Origin of the sequence: Sphingomonas fucosidasi (assembly GCF_036663855.1) — a bacterium.
Classification (GTDB): Bacteria; Pseudomonadota; Alphaproteobacteria; order Sphingomonadales; family Sphingomonadaceae; genus Sphingomonas; species Sphingomonas faeni_B.
Genome location: NZ_JAXOJR010000013.1, coordinates 1 through 24,820, shown reverse-complemented (window position 1 = coordinate 24,820; position 24,820 = coordinate 1). Strand labels below are relative to the sequence as shown.

At 60.5% G+C, this 24,820-nt stretch carries 17 protein-coding genes; 9 read left to right on the top strand and 8 right to left on the bottom strand.

The window, feature by feature from the left end; all coding sequences use genetic code 11:
* Window positions 1-288: 288 nt before the first annotated feature.
* Window positions 289-1,266, bottom strand: a complete 978-nt coding sequence (locus U1737_RS18730; RefSeq protein ID WP_332797827.1) for a bifunctional methionine sulfoxide reductase B/A protein — start codon at window positions 1,264-1,266, stop codon at window positions 289-291.
* 221 nt (window positions 1,267-1,487) lie between these two features.
* Here U1737_RS18730 and U1737_RS18725 point away from each other — a divergent pair, with 221 nt between their 5' ends.
* The 4 genes from U1737_RS18725 to U1737_RS18710 all read left to right on the top strand — a co-directional run bounded on the left by U1737_RS18725 (window position 1,488) and on the right by U1737_RS18710 (window position 5,880).
* Window positions 1,488-1,874, top strand: coding sequence for a transposase (locus U1737_RS18725; RefSeq protein WP_332797874.1), 387 nt, complete (start codon window positions 1,488-1,490; stop codon window positions 1,872-1,874).
* Between the two features lie 228 nt (window positions 1,875-2,102).
* Window positions 2,103-2,711, top strand: coding sequence for a (2Fe-2S)-binding protein (locus U1737_RS18720; RefSeq protein WP_332797826.1), 609 nt, complete (start codon window positions 2,103-2,105; stop codon window positions 2,709-2,711).
* Window positions 2,711-3,730: an FAD binding domain-containing protein gene (locus U1737_RS18715; RefSeq protein WP_332797825.1), complete on the top strand. Its 1,020-nt coding sequence runs from the start codon at window positions 2,711-2,713 to the stop codon at window positions 3,728-3,730. Before U1737_RS18720 ends, U1737_RS18715 begins: the two co-directional genes overlap by 1 nt.
* Window positions 3,727-5,880, top strand: a complete 2,154-nt coding sequence (locus U1737_RS18710; protein ID WP_332797824.1) for a xanthine dehydrogenase family protein molybdopterin-binding subunit — start codon at window positions 3,727-3,729, stop codon at window positions 5,878-5,880. Before U1737_RS18715 ends, U1737_RS18710 begins: the two co-directional genes overlap by 4 nt.
* Window positions 5,881-6,637: 757 nt before the next feature.
* Here the strand turns inward: U1737_RS18710 and U1737_RS18705 are convergent.
* A complete protein-coding gene (locus U1737_RS18705) occupies window positions 6,638-8,518 on the bottom strand; it encodes a sensor domain-containing phosphodiesterase (protein ID WP_332797823.1) in 1,881 nt (626 codons plus the stop codon).
* Between the two features lie 651 nt (window positions 8,519-9,169).
* On the opposite strand from U1737_RS18705, the gene hmuQ reads away from it, so the two are divergent.
* Entirely contained in the window at window positions 9,170-9,487 is a 318-nt protein-coding gene (gene hmuQ / locus U1737_RS18700) for a heme-degrading protein HmuQ (protein WP_248525152.1), read from the top strand.
* Window positions 9,484-10,950, top strand: coding sequence for an 8'-apo-carotenoid 13,14-cleaving dioxygenase (locus tag U1737_RS18695; protein WP_332797822.1), 1,467 nt, complete (start codon window positions 9,484-9,486; stop codon window positions 10,948-10,950). Before hmuQ ends, U1737_RS18695 begins: the two co-directional genes overlap by 4 nt.
* Before the next feature lie 231 nt (window positions 10,951-11,181).
* Here the strand turns inward: U1737_RS18695 and U1737_RS18690 are convergent, their stop codons facing one another.
* From U1737_RS18690 to U1737_RS18675, 4 genes are all read right to left on the bottom strand, one after another.
* On the bottom strand, window positions 11,182-11,970 hold the full coding sequence (locus U1737_RS18690; RefSeq protein WP_332797821.1) for a putative bifunctional diguanylate cyclase/phosphodiesterase: 789 nt from the start codon (window positions 11,968-11,970) through the stop codon (window positions 11,182-11,184).
* Window positions 11,967-13,196 carry a diguanylate cyclase domain-containing protein gene (locus U1737_RS18685; RefSeq protein WP_332797820.1) on the bottom strand — a complete coding sequence of 410 codons (1,230 nt, stop codon included), beginning with the start codon at window positions 13,194-13,196 and terminating at the stop codon, window positions 11,967-11,969. The genes U1737_RS18690 and U1737_RS18685 overlap by 4 nt, the downstream gene beginning before the upstream one ends.
* 346 nt (window positions 13,197-13,542) lie before the next feature.
* Complete coding sequence (locus tag U1737_RS18680) at window positions 13,543-14,013, bottom strand: J domain-containing protein (RefSeq protein ID WP_332797819.1); 471 nt, start codon at window positions 14,011-14,013, stop codon at window positions 13,543-13,545.
* A gap of 406 nt (window positions 14,014-14,419) precedes the next feature.
* Window positions 14,420-15,994 carry a hypothetical protein gene (locus U1737_RS18675; RefSeq protein WP_332797818.1) on the bottom strand — a complete coding sequence of 525 codons (1,575 nt, stop codon included), beginning with the start codon at window positions 15,992-15,994 and terminating at the stop codon, window positions 14,420-14,422.
* Between the two features lie 105 nt (window positions 15,995-16,099).
* On the opposite strand from U1737_RS18675, the gene U1737_RS18670 reads away from it, so the two are divergent.
* Both U1737_RS18670 and U1737_RS18665 read left to right on the top strand, forming a co-directional pair.
* The gene (locus tag U1737_RS18670) at window positions 16,100-19,093 is read left to right on the top strand and encodes a RelA/SpoT-related domain-containing protein (RefSeq protein ID WP_332797817.1); all 2,994 of its coding nucleotides are present in this window, start codon (window positions 16,100-16,102) and stop codon (window positions 19,091-19,093) included.
* An 80-nt stretch (window positions 19,094-19,173) separates the two neighbouring features.
* Window positions 19,174-19,995 carry a hypothetical protein gene (locus U1737_RS18665; protein ID WP_332797873.1) on the top strand — a complete coding sequence of 274 codons (822 nt, stop codon included), beginning with the start codon at window positions 19,174-19,176 and terminating at the stop codon, window positions 19,993-19,995.
* Between the two features lie 79 nt (window positions 19,996-20,074).
* On the opposite strand, the gene U1737_RS18660 is transcribed toward U1737_RS18665, so the two are convergent.
* Window positions 20,075-21,436 carry a hypothetical protein gene (locus tag U1737_RS18660; RefSeq protein ID WP_332797816.1) on the bottom strand — a complete coding sequence of 454 codons (1,362 nt, stop codon included), beginning with the start codon at window positions 21,434-21,436 and terminating at the stop codon, window positions 20,075-20,077.
* Between the two features lie 139 nt (window positions 21,437-21,575).
* Here U1737_RS18660 and U1737_RS18655 point away from each other — a divergent pair, with 139 nt between their 5' ends.
* Window positions 21,576-21,911, top strand: a complete 336-nt coding sequence (locus tag U1737_RS18655; protein WP_332797815.1) for a hypothetical protein — start codon at window positions 21,576-21,578, stop codon at window positions 21,909-21,911.
* A gap of 50 nt (window positions 21,912-21,961) precedes the next feature.
* Here U1737_RS18655 and U1737_RS18650 read toward each other — a convergent pair whose 3' ends face one another.
* Window positions 21,962-24,556 (bottom strand): DEAD/DEAH box helicase, encoded by a 2,595-nt coding sequence (locus tag U1737_RS18650; protein ID WP_332797814.1) that lies wholly within the window; start codon window positions 24,554-24,556, stop codon window positions 21,962-21,964.
* Between the last annotated feature and the right edge of the window lie 264 nt (window positions 24,557-24,820).

Below are 24,820 nucleotides of genomic sequence, written 5' to 3'. Positions count from 1 at the left end.
AGACGAGCCCACGTCGTTGACCACCGCGGTCCTGTCCTCGGTCGACAAGCACAAACCGGAACCGCCTCAGGGTTCAACAGCGCGATAGCGCGGACGGCCGGGGTGATCGTGACCGCGCTTGCAGGAGCGGTGATCGCGCAGACCGGTGCGGCTCTTGTCGAGAGGTTCCGGTGGGCGGCGATTCCTAGCAGTGGCGCTGGCCGTCGCTTCGAGTTGCGTCGCGTTCGCTACCCTTGGATCGCTGCGTCCCGCGCGGGGGGGCTTGATAGCGGACGCCTGATATCGAAATCAGGTCGCCGCGACCTCGTTGCCGGGCGCCGGCGCCCGCCTCGGCAGCTTCCAGTTCGGCCTCACGAAGTGACAGGTGTATCCGTTGGGCCGTCTCTCCAAATAATCTTGATGCTCCGGCTCCGCTTCCCAGAACTCGCCCACGGGAGCCAGTTCGGAGACGACTTTGCCCGGCCAGAGCCCGGACGCTTGGATGTCCGCAATGGTGTCCTCGGCAATCGCCTTCTGCGCGTCGTTCGTATAGAAGATGGCAGACCGGTAACTTGCGCCGTGATCGTTCCCTTGGCGATCGACTGTAGTCGGATCATGGATCTGAAAGAAAAACTCGAGCAGCGTTCGGAAATTCGTGCGGGCGGGGTCGAAGACGATCTCGATCGCCTCTGCATGACTGCCGTGTCTGCGGTACGTAGCTTTCGCCACGTTGCCGCCCGAATAGCCGACCCGCGTTGAGACGACACCGGGCAGCTTCCGCATCAGGTCCTGCATGCCCCAGAAGCAGCCGCCGGCTAGGACCGCGCGCTGCGTGGTCGCGGGGGGCGTCTCGATCTTGTCCAGATAGTCGCCATAGCCCTGCTCGGCCATCTCCACGCGTGGCACGAAGCGCAGCGCCGCCGAGTTGATGCAGTAGCGCAGGCCGCCCCGGTAACGCGGTCCATCGTTGAAGACATGGCCGAGATGGCTATCACCGTGAGCCGAGCGCACCTCGGTGCGGGGAATGAGCATAGACCAGTCCCGTTTCGTTTTCACGCTTGCAGTGTCGATCGGCCTGGTGAAGCTGGGCCATCCGCAGCCGGACTCGTACTTGTCGGCGCTGGCGAACAGTGGCTCGCCAGAGACGATGTCGACATAGACTCCCGCTTCCTTGTTCTTCAGCAGCGGGCCGGTGCCCGGGCGCTCCGTTCCATTCTGCTGGGTGACCCGGAACTGCTCGGGCGTTAGGGCGGCGACGGCCTCATCGGTCTTTGCATAGCTGTTCATGAGTCTGATGTGGTGCGCTGCCAGGCAGCTGTCGAGGGCGGCCCGCCCCTTCAACAACAGCGATGGTCCGAGATTCCGGCTCTCGATGACCCGCGGACTCTGACACCTTTTGGGCGGGCTTCAGAACGCACGCCGTCTTGCTTAAAAGACCCATAGTCGGTCATTCCCGGCGCCAATGTCACCATCCAAGATCGGACACTCGTTAAGGCGCCGCTGCGTGCCTGAGACTCGTCGGTTGCCGACCCGCATGCCGACCCGCAGGCGACAACCGACCCTACTTGGAGGGCATCGTGTGGATGGCGCGAATAGGCACGCAGTGGCGGCATTTGCCGGATGAATACCGCAAGTGGAACATCGTGTTCCGGCGGTATAGTCGCTGGATCGTGACGGGTGTGTTCGGGGCCATTCTGGATACCCTCGCCGCTTTCGTCGAGCGGGATGCCAGTGTGGACATGATCGATAAAACTGTAGTCCGGGCCTGTCATTGCGCTGCCGGAATAAAAAAAGCGATCAGGAATTGGAGGGACTCGTTCGCTGGCGAGGCGACTTTGCGACCCAGCCGCACGCGCGCTGCGATAGCTAAGGAAGACCGCTATGTTTCATCCTGACACCGGGGCAAGCCCACTATTTGAAGGGGTTCAGGCCCCTGTTCGGGATGATAGCTGACCGAATAGAGCCTCCGCTTGCCGATCAGGGACCGATGAAAAGTTCAACCTTGCGGCGTCTACGCGCTTTGAAGACGGCAACCGCTTATTGGCCGATCTAAGTGCTTTGGCTAAGCATCTGTTTCGGCTACAAATGTCTAATACGGCGAGTGCCCGTCCGGAGACTTTCTGATGCCTGATATGGAGCACTTGCTGAGCGTGCCTTTGACACGGCGCACCGCGCTCGGGGGTACCGCCGCGCTTACAGCGTCCGGCCTTATTTCTGAGAGCGATCCGGCGGTTGCCGCACCGCTCCGCAAGCCTGCGGGCACCCGATTGGCGATCCGGACAACGGTCAACGGCAAGGCGGTACCGGTAGAGATCGATGTGCGGACATCGTTGCTTGACCTGTTGCGGGAGCAACTGCACCTGACTGGCGCCAAGAAAGGCTGTGACCATGGCCAATGCGGCGCGTGTACCGTTCACGTCGACGGTCAGCGCGTAGCATCCTGCCTAACGCTAGCGGCCAAGGTCGACGGACGTGCGGTGACGACGATCGAAGGGCTTGCCGATGGCGAGACGCTGCATCCAATGCAGCAGGCCTTCATCGACCACGACGCACTGCAATGCGGCTATTGTACGCCGGGGCAGATCATGGCGGCAGTCGCGTGCGTTCGCGAAGGCAACGCCACATCGAAGGACCGCATTCGCGAATATATGAGCGGCAACATCTGCCGCTGCGGCGCCTATGTCGGCATCGTCGCGGCGATCGAGCAGGTTGCGGGAAGGGGGAAAGCCTGATGCGCCCCTTCACCTATGCACGACCCAAAAGCGCCGTAGCGGCAGTCCAGGCCTTCACAGCAGCGGGAGCCGGTGCGCGTTACATCGCTGGCGGCACTTCACTCTATGACCTGATGAAGCTCGACATCGAGAAGCCTCAGCATCTTATCGACGTCACCGCGATCCGAGGGCTCGACGCGATCGAAACAGGAGGCGAGCGGCTCCGCTTCGAGGCGCTAGCACCGATGAGCGCGGTCGCCACCGACAAGGTCGTTCTACGCGATTACCCGGTCCTTGCCGAGGCGTTGTGGAAGGCTGCCTCGCAGCAGTTGCGCAACATGGCGACGGTCGGTGGTAATCTGCTCCAGCGGACCCGCTGTCTGTATTTCCGAAACGGTGCGGGCGGAACGTCGGTTGGCAACACCTACCCGTGCAACAAGCGGGAACCGGGTTCGGGCTGCGCGGCGATCGGCGGGCTCGACCGCGGTCAGGCGGTGCTAGGCCAGAGTTCGTCGTGCACCGCCGTCTCGCCTGGCGACTGGCCTGTCGCGCTTGTCGCGCTCGACGCTTATGTCGAAGTGCTGGGCGCCAGCGGTAGCCGCGCGATCCCGATTGCCGAACTCTATCGCCTACCGGGTAGCACGCCGAACCTGGAGTTCACGCTGCAACCGGGCGAGATGATCACGGCGATCGTCGTACCAAAGACGAAGGCCGGCCGGCATTCGACGTATCACAAGATTCGCGACCGCGAGAGCTACGCCTTCGCGCTCGCGTCAGCAGCGGTCGCGTTGGAGATGGATGGTGACACCGTGACGCGCGCCCGGATCGCACTTGGCGGGGTGGCGACCAAGCCATGGCGGGCGACCACGGCAGAAGCGCTGCTGGCTGGAAAGCCTCTGACCCCGGCGACCGCACTGGCGGCAGGGCATGCTGCGTTTGCCGATGCCAAAGCTGGCAAACAGAACGGCTTCAAGATCGATCTTGGTGCGCGAACCGTGGCCGACGCCCTGACTATTGCCGCAGCGAGGAACCGGTCATGACCGCCCCCTTCCCCAACCGTCCCCGTGCCGATGCCCGCGAGAAGGTGATGGGCGCTGCGCGCTATGGAGCCGACCATCAGGTCGCTGGACTGCTGTACGCCATGCAGGTCCCGGCAACCATTGCGAAGGGGCGGATTGCCTCGCTGTCGGTCAATGCAGCGATGCAGGTACCAGGCGTTATTCGCGTGCTGACTTCAACCGACTTTCTGCCGCCCCCACCTGCGGCCCCTGGCGCACCGCCCCCGCCTGCAACGCTCACGACAGACATTGCCTATCGCGGCCAGCCGGTCGCACTTGTCGTTGCCGAGACGCTCGAGGCCGCGATCGAGGGCGCCGAGGCCATTCGTCCGACCTACACAGTCGCACCCGCGTTCACCTCGCTCATCGAGCAGCCGGGGATGGTGCGCGAAGCCGTCAAGTCGGTGACGGCGGGCGATGCGACGCGGGCGATGGCGCGCGCTGTCACTCGACACAAGGCGGACTATGTTTCACCGCCACAGCATCATAACCCGATCGAGATGCTGTCGACGACGGCAGTATGGGAGAACGGGCAACTCACCATCTTCGAAAGCACGCAGAGCAGCAGCAATACGAAGGGTGCCGTAATGCGTAACATGCGCCTAACGCCCGAGCAGGTGACGGTAAAAAGCCCACAGATTGGCGGGGGCTTCGGCCAGCGTGGTGGGGCACAGCGCCAGACTGCCCTTGTCGCCCGCGCCGCGATGCTGCTCGGCCGACCGGTCAAACTCGTCCTGCCGCGCGGGCAGATCTTCCATAACGCGACCTTCCGGCCAAAGAACCGTCACCGGATCGAGATCGGTGCGGACGCCAGCGGCAAGATGATCGCCGTGCGCTACGATGCCGATCAGCAGCAGTCGCGCGAAGGCCAGTTTCCGCCTGACTACCATGAGTCCGTACCCATGCTGTACGGCATCGAGAATTACCACGGGACCGCCGCCAATCTGCGGATCGACACGCAGGCGCCAGGCTATATGCGGTCGCCGACACCGCATCCGTCGTGCTTCGCCTTCGAAAGCGCGGTGGACGAACTTGCCCTCAAGCTCGGCGTCGATCCGGTCGCCTTCCGACTACGCCACCGCGCGACGACCGACCCGATCCACGGCCACAAACTCTCGTCCTGCTATCTGTCGGAATGCCTGACGGAGGGCGCACGTCGGTTTGGTTGGGAACGGCGCAATCTCCAGCCGGGATCGATGACGCTGCCCGACGGCACGCAGGTCGGCTGGGGCGTAGCATCGGGCGCCTATCCGGGCTCCGCCCATCCTAACATCGTCACTCTGCGCGTGAATGCAGACGGTACGACCCGATTTGCGGCTGCGGGGCATGAGATGGGCCAAGGTATTCGCTCGACCATCGAACAGGTTCTCGTACGCGAACTGGCGATCGATCCTTTGAAACTGGAGATTGCGATCGGCGACACCAGCGTAGCGCCTCAGCATACGACGGCGGGATCCTGGGGAACTGCAAGCGTCGTGCCAGCAGCGGCAGAGGCGGCCGCAAACCTCAACGCTGCCATGGCGGAGCTGTTGGCCGGGCGTCAGGTGGCAGGAAACCTACACAGACAGCTTGCGACCGTGCGACGTCCCTCGCTTCAGGTTGAGGTCGAGCATGTCGCGGTCGATCAGGGCCCGAAGGATCTGGCGACACTGCGCAAGGGCGGCATGGCGCTGGTCGGGCCGGATTATTCGACCTTCACGACCTACAGCTACATTGCTCACTTCGTTGAAGTTCATGTCGAACCCGGCACGCGCCGCGTCCGCGTGCCACGCGTCGTCAGCATTGCGGATTGCGGGCGGGTGATCTCGCCGCGCACGGCCGAGAGTCAGGTTCGGGGTGGCGTGATCTGGGGCATTGGTGCGGCGCTCCGCGAAGCGACCGAAGTGGACCCGCGCTATGGCGGGTGGCTGAACAACGATCTTGCTGACTATGTCGTGCCCGTGAATGCCGACATCGGTTCGATAGATGTTGGCTTCATCGATCGACCGGATCCTCTCATAAATGCCCTTGGCGCGAAGGGGCTTGGCGAAGTTGCCATGACGGGCTGTGCCGGCGCTATTGCCAATGCCATTCATCATGCGACGGGTAAGCGGCTGCGCGAGATGCCGTTCAGGATCGAAGACCTTCTGTAATCGAACCAACGCGGAATACCGGAGCTGAGACGGGAAATCGTATACCTCCGACGTGCCGAGCTACATCAAATAGCCTTTTAAAAAAGCATCGGATCTTGTCGGATGTACGCTCTTCCTCTCGCTGCGGTCGCAGCCCTCATGCAATCGCCGGCTGCCACGACCGCGGTCGGGCCCGGCACGATAGCGATCGTAGCTGCTGATAATCCGACCACGTCTCCCGCTATCACGAAAATGTTCACGGACGCCGTTCAGCGTACCCTCCTTCGAACACCTTTCCTCCCCCTGCCCGACCCGAGCCACAGCCTTTACGTTGCCAAGGTTAAGGTATCGCAGACACAGCGTGGCGTTGTCCGGTCCGGCAACGACCGATCGGATCGGCCGGGCATGACGGCTGAACTTGGAGGTCTGTCGCTGAGTTTGCCCTCGGGGAAGGATCAGTTGCACGGTCTGATAGTGACCAGTCTCGAGGTGACCGTGTCGCTGCGCCGAGACAATCACGTCGTGTGGACGGGGCAGGCGACCACGGTGCGCGCTAGCGGCACACGAACAGGCGATCCCTCCGTTGTCGCTACGGCGCTGTCGGATGCCCTCCTGACGTGGTTCCCTCGGCAGTTGCCGGGACCGCGGTCTGTTCCATGAGTCCTGATAAACACGGTGATCATCAGCCGACGATCCGCGACAATACGCCACTGCAGCAATGAATCGATCCGACATACTGCCGGTGAGCGCTCCATTCCTTTCAGCGCTGGATCGGCAATCAGGCCACGCCCGAGCGCGTCGTAATCGGCGGTCGTGAGATGCCCTGCGCATGCCCAAGGAGAAGGGCGGTTGTCGTCTCGCGATTGACTGCGGGCGAGAAGATGTACCCCTGCCCTAACGTACAACCGATCGTGCGAAGCTGCTCGACTTGTTCTTCGGTTTCTATCCCCTCGGCTACGATCCTGATGCCCATCTTTTTTGCGGTACGGATAAGGCCTTCAACGATGGTCACGCTGACACCATCGGGTTCCAGATGATCAACGAACAACTTGTCGATCTTGATAATATCAACGGGAACAGTGAGCAGGTGCGTCAGCGACGCAAAGCCCGTTCCGAAATCGTCCAGCGCGACACGTATGCCATCAGCGCGTAGTGCCCTGATCGCTTGCTGGATCGCTTGGTCGCCACGTCCCATGTACACCGTTTCAGTGACCTCGAGAATGACGTGATCGAGAGGGACCCGTTCGCGTTCCAGTGCTGCAGCCAGGACCTGCCCGACGGCGCCGCCACTCAAATCAGCAGATGAGACGTTGATACCGACGTGTTGGAACGGAATACCCAAATCTAGCCACCGGCGCAGGTCAGCAGCGACAAGGCTCATCATTCTTGCAGTAAGCGAGGTTGCAACCTGCGCGTCGGCAGTTGCCTCGTGAAAAGAGGCGGCCGAGACCATATTGTTGCCAATGCGCATGCGGCAAAGCGCTTCCAGTCCTACGATCTCCCGCGTGTCCAGTCGGAAGATCGGTTGATAATGCGCCTCGATCCGATCTTCTCGCAAAGCCGCGCTAAGGTCCCTGATCGCGCCCATGCGCCGCGTCATGTTCGAGCGGAGCCCTGCCCAGTATCGTACAAAACCACCACGACCGGTTTCCTTGGCGTGGTAGAGGGCAAAGTCGGCATTCTGCCGAACACTCCCCACCCCGGCGTCGTCCGATAAGAACGTAGCGCCTCCGATGGTAGCGCGAGGGACGATGCTATGCCCGCCGCAGTCGGCAGCAACGGAGAGCGTGGCTAGAACCTCATCAGCGATCTTTTCCAGATCACGAAGAGCTTCAGAAGCCTGGAGAATTACGGCAAACTCGTCGCCCCCGACGCGAAATGTTCGCCCGGGGCTGACCGCTGCCGAAATCCTGTCGCTGGCAATCTGCAGAAGTTCGTCACCCGCATGATGGCCGAAAGTGTCATTCACGACCTTGAGATTATCGAGATCCAACACGAACAGTGCCCAACTACCGACCGCAGCACCTTCGAGTTTCGAAAGTGCGGCATGATAGGCCGCCCGATTGGGGCAACCGGTCAAGGCGTCAGTAAAAGCTCGGCGCTGGTGCTCGAGGACACGCTCATGTCGCTCGATAGCGATTTGTGTGAGGTGAACGCAGTTAGCCACCACCTCGCGTTCGAAGGCCGTAGGTCCTCGGGCGCTGCGATAGTAGAAAGCAAATGTAGCGATTGCGCGACCTTCTGCATCACATATCGGACTGGACCAGCATGCGCGGAGCCCGTGCGGAAGTGCAAGGTGTTTGAACTGCGCCCAGCGGGCATCGGTCTCGATATCAACGACCGCAATATCTGTTTTCAGATATGCAGCAGTTCCGCAAGAACCGGCGAGCGGGCCGACGGACAATCCATCTAGTGCTTTGGAATATGCTTCCGGAAGGCTCGGGCCAGCTAGCGGATGGAGCAGGCCTGCGAAATCGACAGTTAGAACTGAACAGATCACCTCAGGGAGAATCCGCTCTACTTCTGCACACAGCGCAGTGCACGTTGGCGCTAGGCCGGCGCCCCTAGCGATCATCTTCAAAATAGCATTCTGCAGATGAAGCAGGACGCTTACTGTATCATCACCTCCTTCATTTTGATGTGTTTCAGCAGATTCCATAGGAAGGATGCCTATCAAATAGCTGGTTTAGATTCCTTTAAAACTCAAATATAAGCAAGATTTTTAATAATCCATTTTGATTTCAAGTTGGTTTTAGTTCGATTCTTTATCAACATGCGGTCAGCATTTTAATCAATAAGCACCAATTTTCTTATCGAATCTCAAGTGGCACACTTACGAAATTTGACGAATGAAACAGCGTGCCAAATATGTCGTCAAGAAACAATACGCGCGCCGCGATTGCTTCTGGCTGTCCGCTTACGCACAAAGCGCAGCGCTACGGGGGAGAAAACCCGCACAGCGCCAGCGCAGTCTCGAGACCGTCCTTGCTGGCCGCAAACAGATTTTTGCGTGAGTCCTGCCCGTAGCGCGCGTCTCGATCGTGCCCTCGCTTCCTCTTCAACCTTGGCGATCGGCATCTACACCCGCCCCGAATCGAACGCACTCAGCGCCATCCGCCGATAGATACCGTTGACGCTCTGCGGGCTAGATACTCGACTCAATCCGCCGTTCAGCTCAACTTGATCACCATCCCCCTTTCGGACATTCGTTCAGATCAGACTTTCAACTTTTATAGGGCGTCATCGCCCTCGCATCCCGTCCTGCTCCACCCCACCTTAGGCCTGCCTAGTCGAAGCAGGAGCTTGCCCCATGTTCATCGCCATGAACCGATTTCAGGTGATCCCCGGTGCGGAGGAGGCGTTCGAGCAGGCCTGGCTGTCGCGCGACTCTTACCTTGCCGGCGTCCCGGGGTTCGTCGAGTTCCACATGCTGCGCGGGCCGGCGGCCGACGATCACGTCCTCTATTCGTCGCATACTGTGTGGCTGTCGCGCGGGGACTTCGAGAATTGGACCAGGTCCGAGGAGTTTCGCGCAGCCCATCGCGGCGCGGGCAACCACAAGCCGTTGTACCTGGCGCCGCCTCGCTTCGAAGGCTTCGACGTCATCCAGACCGTGACGCCATCGTGACGGTCAATCGACGTCCGACGTTCGCCAGCCGGGTCGAGCAGTCGATCGACAACGTCGTCGGCGCAATCGCTTCGCCGATCGTCACCGGCATCGCCGCGTTCAACAAGCGCCGCCTGCCGCCCCGCGATGCGCCTCACCCGCTGCTTACCGGCATCCACGAGCCGATGACTGAGGAGCTGACTCTCACCGACCTCGCCGTTGAGGGCGTCATCCCGCCCGAGCTCGACGGCCGCTACGTTCGCATCGGACCAAACCCCGCCGACGCCGACCCGCGCTCTTACCACTTCTTCACGGGCGATGGGATGCTGCACGGCATCCGCCTCCAGGACGGGCAAGCCCGGTGGTACCGGAATCGCTGGATCCGCTCGACCGATGTCGCGGCGGCCAGGCATGTGCCGGCGGCTCCAGGGCCACGGCACATCTTCGACACCGTCAACACTAGCGTACTGGACCATGCAGGCAGTGGCTGGGCGCTGGTCGAAGCCGGCAGCACGCCGGTCCGCTTCGACGAGCATTTAGAGACGCAGCGTTACGACCATTTCCGCGGCACCCTGCCCGGCTCGTTCACCGCCCATCCGCGCCGCGACCCGACGACCGGCGAGTTGCACGCGCTGTGTTACGAGGCGACCGATCCCAAGCGCATTCGCTACAACGTCGTCGATGTCGCCGGCCGGGTACGACGATCGGTGACGATCCCAGTGTCGCACGGGCCGCTGATCCACGACTGCGCGATCACGCAGCGCTACGTCGTCGTCATGGACCTGCCGCTTACCCTGTCGATGCGCACCGTGCTGGCGGGGCATGGGTTTCCCTATCGGTGGAACGAGAAGCATCCGGCCCGGATCGGGCTGCTGCCGCGCGACGGCGAGGCGGAGGATATCCGGTGGTTCCCGCTCGATCCCTGCTTCGTGTTCCACACAGCCAACGCTCATGATCTGCCGAACGGGAGCGTGGCGCTCGATGTGGTCGCGTACGACCGCATGTTCGCCGGCGACAACCTGGCACCGGACGAGCAGCCGCGCGGCCTCGAGCGATGGACGATCGACCCTTTGACTGGATCGGTGGAACAGCGCGCGATCGACCCCTCGCCGCAGGAACTGCCGACGATAGACGAGCGTCGCACCGGCCGCCCCTACCGCCATATCTATGCGCTCGGGTTGCCCGAACAGATGACGGAAACGCTGGTTGGCGAGGCGCCGCTCATCAAGCACGATTTGGAAGGAGACACGCGACGATTGCACGAATTCGGACCGGGACGCATCGCGGGCGAGTTCGTGTTCGTGCCGCGCTCGTTGGATGCTGGCGAGGATGATGGCTGGCTCATTGGGCTCGTGATCGACGCCGGGGGGCAAACCACCGCGCTGGAGATACTGGATGCCCGGGACTTTGAGGCACCGCCCGTGGCATCCGTCCGCATCCCGCATCGCGTGCCGCCCGGCATCCATGGCGCATGGCTGAAGTAAACTCGTTCACGCAGCAGCCGTGCATTTTCCAGCCCGACACTCGACCCAGTTGCAGCCGTGTGGGACACTAGGCCCCTTTCCCAGTTTTGGGCGCTCGTTCGGTTCAAATATATTATTGAGCGTCCTGGAGCCTCGATGCTTGCCTTTTGTGTTTCATCGACAGGTAAATAACATCCTCACACAATGAAGCGTTATGTATTGCAGATTTACCCAATAACTATGTTATAAATCTTATTCTTTACCAAACTCAAGGAAAGAGTCAGCCTTTTCCAGATACTCAGCTGGTTTTCCGATCAGAAACCCTTGAACCTGATCGCAACCCCATCGACGTAAAGCTGACAGTTGCTCCTCGGTCTCAACTCCTTCAGCAACGATGGTTAAACCAAGGCTCTTGCCTAGACCGATCGTAGCCTTAACGATCGATGCCGACGACGCGTGACTGTGCATCGTGGCCACGAAACTTCGATCGATCTTGATCTTGTCGAAGGTAAAATCTTTCAGATTGCTGAGCGAAGAATGCCCTGTTCCGAAATCGTCCATCACAACCTTGGCGCCGTACTCGCGGAGCTTCTCCAGCGTTGCCAGAACGTCGTCCCGTTGAAAACCGAGCAGCGTCGCGCTCTCGGTGACTTCGAGTTCTAATCGGTCGAACGCGACATGCCAGTGCAGTGCTGCATCGCATATCTCAGTCGCGAGGCTGACCGAGCGAAACTGTATCGGCGACAGGTTTATCGCCAGTGATACCTTCGAGTCCCAGATCGATGCCGCGCGAAGAGCCCGATCGATCATCCACGATCCAATAGTTCCGATGAGTCCGCTGGACTCGGCTATAGGTATGAACACGTCCGGTGGTATTTCGCCCAGGCCGGGATGCCGCCAGCGAAGTAGAGCCTCGTACGCGACGATTTTCAGCGACACCGTATCGGCGATCGGCTGGAACACCAGACGAAGCTCTTTCGCCGAAACGGCATTCTCGAGGTCCCTGGCCAGCCGGACGCGCTGACTTTCCTCGTCCTTCAAATGCTTGTTGTAGATCCTTGCCGTATTTTCCCATCGGCCTTGGCGCGATACAATGCGAGGTCCGCGAGTTCGTGAAGTTCGTCTCCGCTCTTCCCGGGTTCCGAGAGGGCAACTCCAACGCTCATTTTGATCGCCACGCCCTCGTCCGACGGTGTCGAAGCCATCTTAAAGATGCGCGAGATTAGCGCTTCTGTAGCTGCGGGTTGGGAGCGCGCTACCTGGATGACAGCGAATTCGTCACCGCCGATGCGCGCCACAAGATCATCGCTGCGCACGCAGGAGGACAGAAGCTGCGCCGTACGCTTCAGGACACGATCTCCGCCCGCATGACCCAGTCGATCATTGATGGCCTTGAACGCGTCCAGATCAATGGCAAGCACCGCTACGACGTCACCTGTTCGCGCGCTACGAGCGAGCTCGTGCGAGAGACGATTTTCGAACAGAAGGCGGTTAGCTAAACCGGTCAACATGTCGTGGTTGGCAAGGAACTCGGCGCGGCGCTCGGCGGCACGGCGGCTCTCCACGGCATTGCGGTATTCGTTCAAGCCCCGAGCCAAGTCGCCAAGTTCGTCGGCCCGCTTCAGCCCAGGTATGTCCCCGTGGTTTTCGCCGACATGGAATTCGCGTAGGCGAGCGGCCATGGTGCTTATCGGTAACACCAGCCTTCGATGAAGCCAGATGGTCATGCCGAATACGATCGCCACGATGACCAGCCCGCCAAGCAGCACCGAAATGATATCCCGTCGGCTCTCACGTCGATTTTTGTCCGCCGCCTTCCAAATCGCCAAGGTCAGTTCCTGACGCGCTTGACTACGGCTCGTCTCCAAGACCGTTAGCGCGCCCAAGAAACGCGGCATGGCAGCCTTAATGCCGGAGGGGTTGGACCGGCTCGTTTCGATCAGTTGGTAGGAGGCCATGACAAAAACTGCGGAGGCTCGCTGCTCGTCCTGGGCAGCCTCCGATCCCAGTTCCGACCTGTAGTCGGGTGATCGGGCCGTTTGTCGCGAACGGTTTTTAAACTCCGCGATGCGCTTGTGCAGGTCCTTCCAGCTTGCATCAGGTACCTTCGTGCCGCGTTCGGCGTCGCGGGTCAGGCGACCAATTTCCTGGCGCAATTGACGTTGTGTCTGCTCCAGCCGGTCCTCCCGGCCGAGTGCGAAAGTGAGAAATGTGATGCGCAGATCGGCTTGATGGATTTTATTGCTAACCGAAAGACCGACTGCCAATACTGCTAGCGCCATCACGATGACAGACGCGCAGGCTATGGATACGCGCGCTGATATTGATAACCGCACAGGCTTCTCCCCAAACCCTGCATGACGCCAATGCGTTACATTATGGTTAGAAGACGCACGGACACGGTCTGCCAAACGCTTATCACGACCCATAATCAGGCGTTCCTGCCCCCTTCCTAGCTTCCCAGCTTCGGCCGCTCGTTCATCCCCGCGTTACGACCGCTTTCGGCGCCTGACCCTGCGAACTCGAATGTAGCGACTGGGCAATAGTTTAGGAAGCAGGCTGTCCAAGTCCGAGTTTTGTGGCCGATGAGCTGCGGACGGCTTTTGCAGGAGGCTAAGGCACGGGATGAGCGGCGACGCTACGTCGAACCGTAGGTGCCAATCCGGATTCCTCGTTATACAGAACCAGGATTGTAGCGATCGGTGCGGCGGTGAGGATCAGCAGGAAAAGGCCCATCAGCCATTCGTTGGTCTCTAGCGGCTGCGAGAAGCTACCGCTGGGCTGCATCGACGGGCTAGGTCGCATCGGGCGCCTGCCGGCTTTCCTGGGGTGAAACGGGCGGTCTGCGGTCGCTCGGGGCGCAGACGGCCTGATCTGCGACCGATCATAGGCGGCGCGTGCTTCCTTCTTTCCCAAAACGGAATACGCCTCGTTGATCTCTTTCGCACGAGCAGAAACATCCACACCATGATTGGCATCGGGGTGATATTGACGGAGCAGCGCTTTCCACGCGGCGTGGATAGTCTCGTGACTTGCCGTCGAAGGCACCCCTAAAACAGAATAATAGTCGGGTGAGAGAGCCATCGAGCCGATACTTGCGGCTAAAACGCGAAAAAGGAAAGTCCGCTTGGAGCGTGATCTTAACCTGGTCGTGAGCTACCGCGTCTCCACGACCCACAATGCGACATTCAGCCACTTCTCGTCGCTTCCCGGAACCCGCCGTTCGTTCATGTCGGTCGCGAAGCGGTGAAGCCCAGCCCGCTACACTTGTCGATCATGAAATCTCCAACGCCATTCAGCCGGCGATCAGGCTCAGCTTCCCACCCCCCTCAACCGCCTCGATCGGGGTGGCGCGCTGGCGAACTGGCGGGCCACGCCCGATGATGATGAGCAATATACCTACGCTGTCGCACTACTCTAGTGCCGCCGAAAGGCGCCTCCGACCGCCTACCGCCCGCGTCTTCCGCCGTTCCATCTCTAACCGTAGAGCCTAAATTACCTCAACCGGTGCCGCGCTCTTCCCGCTCATCGCGAGGAGCCCCTGATAGCTTCCTCCGCACACTTCGAGCGCAGTCTTTTTCTCAGGCAGAAGCGCTTGTTGATAAAGGGCGTAGAGTTCGCCCAGAATCTCGTCACCGCCGGCGCGCCGCGCTAAGGCCTCGACCACGCGCGCTGGACCAAGCGCGATTCTACCCGTGGCCCCATCCAGCTCGAACTGGTCGACGTTACGCCGCACGACTGCGCCGAACACCCAGTCGCCAATTTCGACATAGTCAAAGAAGAAGGTGGCGGTCGGCGCGCTCAAAGTCTTCGCCGGCGTCTCGGCAAGTTCGAATTGTCCGTCGAAGTCCGTGCCAGTGACCATGCCGTTAAAATCAACGATGGCGTTCCAGGCGATATCGATTTCGCGTTGAGAAACAGCGAGATCGGGAGGCAAGATGCCTGCGCTCGCCTTTTCGAGACACGCGATGACGTTCGAAAACTGCTGAAGCGCGTCGTCCACGTTGGCGTCAGGAATCGCGACTTCGGCCGGGATGTTTGGATAGCCTGGGCACGTCACCAACAACCTCAGCGGCCCAGCCGCGGCAATCCGCATGACTTCGATCATGGCTCGATGCGCGGCGAGCCCGCGTTGGCGATCAGGGTCTCGATTGAGCGTGACCTGCCCCCGGTTCTTTCCGTCGATCACTATTTCCAGGAAGTCGGTGACGACGCGCAGCTTCATAAGTTCTTGCGGCGCCTGCACGGCGGGCAGAAGCAGCTCGCCATCCAGCCAGATGTCGTCGCCCTCGCGCGGCCTGACTCGCACACGCGCCGGGTGCGGACGGGACCGTAGGTGAGCGATGTCTGGGGTTCCAGAGAACAGCGGCGTTTTCGCGTCCATTCCGAAACGGCGCTGCACGAGCGTCACATTGACGGTCGGTGCGGAGTCCAAGAGTCCGATCTGATGGTCGATCAGGGCCGCTAAGTCGTCGGCCGCAAAGCTCAGACTGCCGTGGATCGCGCCGTCCTCGAAGCCGAGCGTTGCAACGAGCGCCAGCTTTTCTTCGGCATAACGGGTCCGTCCCGCGACGGTAGACGCGAGCCACTCAACCAGGTCGTGGGTGTGGTCGTCGCTCTCTGAGAAGCTATAGCGAACCGTGAGTTTGTGAAGATCCGAGCGGTTATCGACATCCGCTTGACGCCCGCGCTTTAGCGCGAGCGCAATCTCGTCCGTCCAGAAATGCCGCGAGAAAACGCGAATAGGTTCGCTACCCTCGGTGGCTTGGTAGAGGACGAGGAAGCACGGGACTGCGTTCTTCGCAAAACGCAGCGCGTTACTGAGTTTCAGATCGACGAAGGGCCGGCCCTTTCGCTTGGACTTGACTTGGACGCTAGCCGGAGTCTCGACAGGTTGCAGATCCGCGGGAACGCCCGCCACCTCGCTGGCGGGAAATTCTACAAGATAGTCCCAGCCGGTCCGGTCCTGCCGCGACTTGTTGCGCGTCACGCCGGCGCGGGCGCAGCGAGCCGAAAAGTCATCCTCGGCCCATTCCGCGATGTCGATGATCGGCGCGTGCTGCATATTGTGGATAGGTAGTCATACGACGGCGCTAAGCCAACGCCGCAGGAGCAGACGCGATGATCGATCGAGATAGTATGGGCGAGCGGGGGGGGCTAGAACCGTCTGATGATCTTCGCTGAATATGAAAATGGCGGACGCGCACTCTACGTGGATTTCGCCGAGGCCGTGGCGGCAATCCTCCAAGCTGCTGTTGCGGAGCATGACGACCTGCGGCTCCAGAACATCCAGCACCGCGCCAAATCCGTGGCATCACTGCGTTCCAAACTGGCTAAGGCCGCAGCGACGGCGGACGCGGCGATTGGCGACATCGCCAAGGACGTCTCCGGGTGCCGATTAATATTTTACACGAATGGCGACGTTAGCCGCTTTGGGCAGAGTCGTATTCTTCGGGAAAATTTCACGGTCGATTACGAACGCTCGAAGATTCACTATCCCGACAGCAAAGAAGGCGGCGCGGAGTTCTTCATCTCGGAGAATTGGGTCGTGACGCATAGCGATGCTCGCTGCGCGCTGCCCGAGTACCGCCGGTTCGCGGGCCTGCGCTGCGAGATTCAGGTGCAGACCATTCTCGACCACGCTTGGGCAGAGATGGCGCATGACACCATCTACAAGCCGATGACCGATGTCGGCTTCGGCGGTGCCAAGGTCGAGGCGATGCGCAAGCGGCTTCGCAAGGTCATGCAGGAATTTCTACAGCCAGCGGGTTACGCGTTCGACAAGATAGCAGGCGATTACGCTCTGCTGCGCGACGGCAAGGCGATCTTCGACGCCGACGCGCTGGGTGCGATCCGCGCCTGCACCGATCGGAACTGTCTCGACGACACCGTCGAGAAGTTCTCGAATTACGTGCTGCCCAATTACGACGACTATATCGCCGCCGCTCCCGAAATCATCGTCACCTTATCGGACGCGGTCATCCGGTCGCCCGCGATGCCCGATGTCCCGAACATCGCCTTCCATCGCGAATACCCAGGGGTGAAAAGTGATGCTGTGATAACTAAAATCAGCCGCATCCTAGAGAGCGGCTACTTGCTGTATGCGTGTCCCGAACGCATGTTCGACGCGTTGGTCAAGATGCGCCAAGCCATGTCCAGCGAAGACGAACGCAAGCCTATCGACGATCTCACTCGGCGCTTCGCGCAGCATGACTGTCGCGCTTGGAAACAGGGCGGGCCGGGGCTCCAGCGGCTCTTGGTCGACCGCATCGCGGACCTCGACGATGCCGCGTTCGTCGCAGCGACGCCGACGGTCACTATCATATTGCGCGAGGCACTATCGAGCACCGTAACCGGGACAAGCTGGCAGGCTGAATCGATGACGCTGCACACCAGGTCGGTGGCCGTGACCGAAAGCCTCAAGGCGGTGCGGCGCGACGCCCTTCAACAGCTCGAACGCCTGCACGGTCTACTCGGCGAGGGGCGAGAGAGCCGAGACGTCCGCTATGCCATGCTGGCGGCCGGCAATACGCCAAACCACGCCGGCTATACCGACTCGCTCGGCGAGGTCATCATGGACGACCTCGCGCGAGTAGTCGGGTTTTTTACCTCGATCCTGCCCGACCTTGGTTTGGAAGCGAAGCGACGGGTCGAAGTCGATCTACACCATCGATATTATTCCTATAACGCCTTGCCGCCGGCGATGGCGGACAACCCCGTATTGACGGCGGCGCAACACCGCCTCCTCGACGCCATCGCCGCGTGTCGCGCGGTGCTCGACGGAGATGCCGACCTCGATCGATATCGGGCGCTCGTCGGGCACGACAGCGTAATGCCGATCATGTGGGCAAATCCCGGGTTCGATTATCAGGCGGCAGCGAAAGAGCGCTCCGCCAAGATCGATGCGCTAGTTGCTAGCGTTGGCGCGGAGACCGCCGACGCGTGGCTTGGGCGGCTCGAACGGTTTGTCGAAACACATAGCGACGACATGGCGACGTTCTTGGGCTTGCAGGAATTCATCAAGAAGCTCGCCGCGGCGCAACCGGAGATATTGCTCGCCTGGTTGCCGCGGTTGAGCGACCGGCTCGCCGATTGGCTTCCGGGCATGCTGCATGGGCTGTCGGACGCGGGGCATAGCAACGTGGTGCTGCCGTTAATCGAGGCATGGGTCGAGGAGGACAGGCATCTTTCGTCAATTGCTTGGTATCTTCAGTTTGCCGAGGCGTTTCGGTTTGATCTGCTTGCGACGATTACGGTAAAGGCTATTGCTGCGGAGGACGATCAGGTTCTTCACAACGCCACGATCGCTGCCGCGCGCCAATCGGCGAACCATCCGGACGGGTTGTTCGATCACATTTTCCTGCCGGCCGCCCAATCGCTTTCGAGCCGTCGCTTGTTTGGGTGGGCGGGCGGCCTGTTCAACTGGAATCAGCTCGGGCTGCTCAAGGGCCTGTCGGCACAACAAGTCGTGCCGCTGTTGAAACTGCTGGTCGAATTGCCGCGACTTGGGACGAACGGGGAAGCGCTCCTGGCCGTGGTCGCGCGTGAGCACGTTCAGGCCGTAATCGATCTCATTGGCGAGCGGTTCGTTCGTGAACGTGATAGCGATGATTTTCAGTACGAAGATCTACCTTACGGCCTGCACTATCTCCGGGAGCCGCTGGCTTCCGCACCGGCTGAAATCGTCGCGGCGGCGCGACGCTGGTTCGATGCCGATCCGAGCTTGGCTCAGTTCCGCGGTGGCCGTCTCATCGCTGAGTTATTTCCTAATCTCGAGCATCCGCTCTATCCGCTGCTCTACAGTCAAATCGAAGACAACCGCGAGGGGATCGAGTTCGTCCTGTCCGTGCTGCGTGCGTTCAAGGGTGAACAGTTTCTGCACCCGCTATTGCGCGCGATCGTCGGGCGTTTGCCCGCCGACGACGGGCTCCTCCACATCGTCGATATCGTCATCGATTCAAGCGGCGTCCTCACGGGCGAATATGGCAGCGTTGAAGCGCAGGAAGCGCGCAAGGCGCTGGTCGCCGAATGGGCCACCGATGAAAATGAGGCAGTTCGTGCGTTCGCGGCTCGCTTCATCAAGTCGGCAGACAACCAGCTCGCTATGGAACGACGCCGCGCCGACCGCTCCGTCGCGTTGCGCAAAATCGCTTTTGAAGAATGAGGCGCACGCGAAGCCATGATCTTGCGCGACACGATATCGACCACACCCCGGCGCGTCGTTTGCCGTCCCCCTGAAAGTGCATCTATTGCGGCGCCGCGGGCGTGGTGCTCACCGAAGAGCACGTCATTCCTTACGCGATCGGCAAGAACGCCACGATCCTGGAAGGCGCGTGCTGCGATGAATGCCAGAAGGTCATTCAGCGCTACGAACAGGAAGTCCTCAAGAAGCAGCTTGGGGTATTCCGGGCAATGGTCGAAGCCCCGACACGAAATAAGCGGGACGGCCCAAAATCCATCACCCTGCCACTAGTGGAACATGATGAGGCCGGGCGGTACGTCCGCGACCTCGGCAATCGGGAGATTGCCATCGAAGATGGACCGTTGATCCTCAATTTATGGCAGTCCCCGCCACCTCGCATTATCGGCGAACGGATCAAGCCGGCCGATGCCGAGGGCCGCCCGTGGCGCTACGTGGAGGCCAACCGAGCTGATCCGATCTTGAAAGCAGCTGCGGCGGAGCTTGGCGTCGCTCACGTTGGTTTCAAACCGGCCGACGTTAATCGACGTCACTACCTGCGCGTTCTCGCCAAAACGGCGCATGCCTTTGTCGCTGCCGAGCTCGGTCCGGACGCCTTCGAACCTTTCCTGACAGACCTCATTCTCAATCGGTCCGATGATTTGGGTGAATTTATCGGTGACATGGCGGGCGTTGCCAGCCTCGAAGGTGCGACTGGACACTCCTTCAAGATTACGATGGGGGAGACACCATCGTCCTTGGGGACGGCGGCGGGTTTGATTGTCGTGTTCATGCAATTCTGGGCCGATCTCGGGTCACCTCCTCACCTTGTCGTTGTGGGGAGACCGCGCATCGACATACAGGCCCACTTTCAAGGCGGTGGATAATGCTAGCGCTGCAATGAGTGCGTCCATCATCGAGGGTCGGGACTTTCACTAGTCATCGGACCGGTTATGGCATCAGCCTTCAGCTGAACTTGATGCGGTCCAAGGCATCGAGGAAATCTGCATGCTCTCTGTAGCGCGGCATATTGTCCATCGCGGCAGTTAGCAGCATGAACATGTGCTCGAAAAAGCGATCCAGCACATCCTCATCATTGATCATCGCGAGGTGATGGACCTGCCGTGAGCGAAAGCCGTAAGCCTTCTTGAAATTTGCGACGATCTCGCGCCGTTTATCGGCTTCGCTGGCAATCAGGAACGCCATGCGTTCGCCCACATTCGATTGGATCGGCTCATTATCGTCCCGCAACAGAAGATGCTCGGCAGCCGACATGGCATAGATGAGGCGATTGCGAATGTCGGTCGCGGCAATGCCCTGCGCATAAGCCGAGATCGCGGTTTTCACGCGGCGCTCGAATCCCGTCGGCGGAGCCTCGCCAAAAAAGACCGCGCAGTTTCGGAAGCCATCCTTCATATGGCCGTCGAGTTCGTTGAAGCTCAGCTTCCACCGGAAGAAACCTTGATTGAGTGCCCCTTCCGAAAAGTGCGCCATCTTGTCGTCAGCCACCTCGATCACGGTCGTAGAGGGCTCATGCTCGCAACCATAAGGAAAGCAGGCGAAGACGATGTTTCGCGAGGCGGCGGCCGGCGACATGAACCGGAAGAAGTCGGCCATGTCGAAAGCGACGGCACGGGCGCGCTGGTTGGCGAATTCTCGCTCTCCAATGACATCGACACAGACAGCGGTCAGATGACCATATTCCTGCCGCATCCTAAGTGCTTCGGCACGGATTTCCGATGCTGCCTCGGGAAAGCGCGCTACGCCATCGGCGCCAAAGTCATCGAAAAGGCGCGAACCGAGGGGGGTGACCAGCACATCGCCAAGCTGAAAGGGACGTTCGATCTCGAGGTTGGAGAGCGGAATCAGTAGCCTGCGCGGCGCGACTGCTTCCGCGCATACCGTCAGCAAATGGGCGGATAGAGGATTCCTTGCCTCTTCCCTGACCGTCGCGCGCCACCATTTGAAGATCTCGACTTCAAGGAACTGATCGGACAGGCCGCTCGAAAAGGGCTTGGCGGCGGCGACTTTCTCGACGAGGCGACGGAGCAGGCGGTATCCGTTCTCGCGCAGCGCAACGAGTTGGCCGTTCCTCGGGAAATAGCGCCCGACGGTTTGCCCCGCCAGATTCGACCAGGTGAACAGCGGTTCGCCGACGAGATCATCGTCGGTGATCGCGCCTTTGACTTCCCGCCGGCTTCTGAAGGACGGCGAGCCATGGGTCAGCGTCCCGACCTCGCGTGCATCGATCAGCGCTTGTCCCTCACGGTCGATTGCACTCGCCGCGCCAGGATGTAACGATGCAGGGTCGAAAAACACGATGGTCATGGCTCCGACCATGCCCTTTGGAGGATGCTTGGCCAATCATATTGACGGCCCAATCTGATAGGTCATGCCTGCAATCGCAAATCGCATGCTATGAACGGTTTTGATGCCGATCCGATTTTCCCCCGAGCGCCTCGCCGACTTGCTGATCGATCCACGCGAAGATCTTGATCTCGAGATTAAGAACTGGCTCGATCTGCGCGGTGACAACGAGGCGAAAGCGACGTTCGCGAAGGCCGCGCTGGCGCTGGCCAATCACGGCGGTGGTTTCATCATCCTGGGTTTGACCGAAACCGAACGGGGGTGCGTTGCGGCGGAAGGCCGGCCGGCGACGCTGGACGGCTGCAGCCAGGACTTTATCAACGGGATCGTCCAAAGCTATGCCCATCCGGCATTCCACTGTGCGGTGCATGTCGTCGCGCAACGGGACGGCCAGCTCTTCCCCGTGGTCACGATTCCAGGCGATGCGAAGAGGTAATTTCTAGATAGAGGCCGTGGGCCGATGCCGGAACTACGGAGGCGCGCAGGTTATTTGCCGATAAATTCCATTGCGTCATAGGCTGTTTCTAGGTGATCAACGATCGTTGTCTGGGTCAGTCCGTCCTTATGGAGACGATCTTTAGCCTCTTCTTTCCAGAACAGATCGCTATGCGGCGGCAGCTTGGCTTTGAGTTCCCGGACCGTGTTGATGGCGCCCTTCGCCCAAGTCTGGAAGTCGTTGAGGGACCAGTAGAGAACCTTCTTCAAGGCGGGTTTCGCGCCGATGCCGGCCTTGATGCAGGGTGTGATGAGGATCGTGGCAATCGCCAATTCATCGGCTCCCGGCACGTTCTCCTTGATCCAGTCGGGGTGCAACGCCGCCTGTTTGGCCTTCTCGGCACCGAAGACTGTCGTCGCGCTACCGCCTGCATGATCCTCGAACACAATTCCCTTGGTTTCCCCAAGCCACCATGGGTCGGGGGCCGCGTCGGACTCTTCATTTCCCGCCGTAAATCCGAGAAGCTCGCCCAATTCGCGCTGCCCCTCCTCGAAGGTTTCAGGCTTACCGAGATTCTTGAGGATGCGCTTGGCCTTCTTCTCGAACGCACGATCGTTCGCCGTTCCCATCGCGAGCAGCACCGTTTCGAGCCGCTCGACCTGAGTTATGGCATCCTGATCGACGATTTCGGCTTCGGCGGCCTCATCGGCTGACTCCGCCTTGGCGAGCCGCGATAGCCAGCCGACTTGGGGCGCTGCTTTCATGGCTTCACTGAATTGCTCGCGTGCAGCCTGCTGGTGCGCATCATTGGGTGCTTTGGACATCGACCAAGCGGCCGCACCGGCGAGATAATGCCACAAGGCACGATAGCCGCGCAGCTCAGGCGCGGTTAGCTTCGCCGTGATGGCGCGCGCTTCAATCAACGCCGTACCGGCGTCGCCCATCCACAGCGCTTTCTGGTAACGGATTTCGTGGGCGACTACGTCTTCCAGAATGTCCATCGCGGGATAAGGAGTTTGCGTGTAGTTCTGCGCGTCGTCGAGGATCGCCGCGTTTGCCTCCGCCCAGTCATTCTTGTTGGCGAGAAAGCTCTTGAAGTTCGCGATGAGGTCGCCGGTTTCGACGTCCTTCGATTGCTCGACGCCGAAGGCGAGTTCGGCCTGAAGCTCGGGATGGAAGTGTTCCCAGTTCCGGTCGTCGGCGAGATATTCCAGTAGCTCATGGCCGGTGACGAACACGGCCGAGCGATCCTGCAGCGCGCGGGTGCAGCGGCCGGCGGCCTGCAGCACGCGCGTCTGAAGCCGTTCGTTGAAGAGCGCCGAGGCGCTCATCTTGGTCATCAGAAAGCGTTCCTGCGCGTTGGTCGCCTTCGGAAGGCCATCCAGGCATAACAGGCGGCATTCGTCGTTCGGGAAGTCGATACCGTCGAAGCGGCCGGCCATGATCGCGGCCGCCTTGTCGGCATTCACGAAAGCCTCCTTGGAATCCTCAATGTCGGCCGCGTTGAAGATTTCGAAGCCGTCCAACTCTTCGACTTGCGCGCGAATGGCGGCAGCCGCGGCTTCGTTCGGCGTCAGGACGACGGATCGTCCGGCGAGCTTCTGCATTTTGAGGCGCTGTTTTTCGCATTCGGCCGGCTCCAGCGACAGGCCCGGAAAGATGAAGAAGCGGCGTCCGACGCCGGTCGACCGAAAGCCTTCCGGTGCAGGCACCCGTTCAATCGATGCGGTGCCGGTCAGCCTTTCGAGGTCGCCGCCAGCGCCCAGCGTCGCCGACATGTAGATGCGCTGCTTCGCAGCGGCGAAGGGAGCATGCGTCCAAACCGGCGGGATTAGAGGACGAATGAGGATTTCGCGGGATGCCAGATACACATGGCACGCCTGCAGATGGTCGCGCAGCAACCGCCAGCGAAAGGTCACATCATCGCTGGCGTCGGAGTTAGCGTCCAGAATGGCGGTGAGCTGCGGCGCGATCTGCTGGAGGACGGTGGAGGGCAGCTTATCCACCCAGTTCGCATCGGAAGGGTCGCGCCACTCGCCGGTCAGCCGCGCGTGCGATTGGCTGGTGAGATAAGGGCGCAGCAGGCCGCTGATCGCGGCATGAAGCGCGGCATGATCCTCGTCGCCGGCCGGTATTTCGAGCGACCACATCTTGGCGATGTAGTTCTCAGCGGCATGGGCGTCGTCGATAATGACCACGTCCGGATTAGTGAAGAAAGGGCTGACATTGAAGAGGCTGGAATAGGTCGTGACGGCGACCTTGCTGCCGGTTGTGTAGTCCGACTTGGCGGCGGCGGAGTAACCGCGTTTCGAGCTGGTGAAGCCTACGACGTCAATGCCGTAACGGTTCTGCGCTTGGTCGACGGTCTGGTTGACGAGCTGTCGCGTCGGGCAAAGGTAGACGACGCGCTCCTTGAACTTGCGCCGACGCCATTCCGCGATCAGCAGACCGACCAAGGTTTTCCCGCTGCCGGTGGGGAGCTGGAGAGCGACGTCCGTCTCATCTACCATGTCTTCGCCATAGGCGGTCAGCATATCACGCTGATGGGTCATGACGTCTGGAAGCTTGCGCCGAGTGAGGGTGTGGAACAGTTTGGCGGGCGAATCCGGCGCGCTGAGAGTTGGAGTGTTTTTCTTAAAAGCCATCCGCCGCAACATCCTGATTGGTTCCCAGCATCTTCTATAGACGGTACCGACCACCCGCAATTTGAACATCGGCAGAGAACAGACCGGAATGAAGTGGCCGAGGAGACTTTTGAGCAGGAGAAAGGCGGCTCATGGCGGCAGATTGCGTGAACCGCGCCGGGTTTGTCGGAGGCTCCAACTCCTGAGAAGGTGGAGCCATGACGAGCAAGACGACGAACAAGTTTGCGCCCGAAGTCCGCGAGCGGGCGGTACGGATGGTTTTCG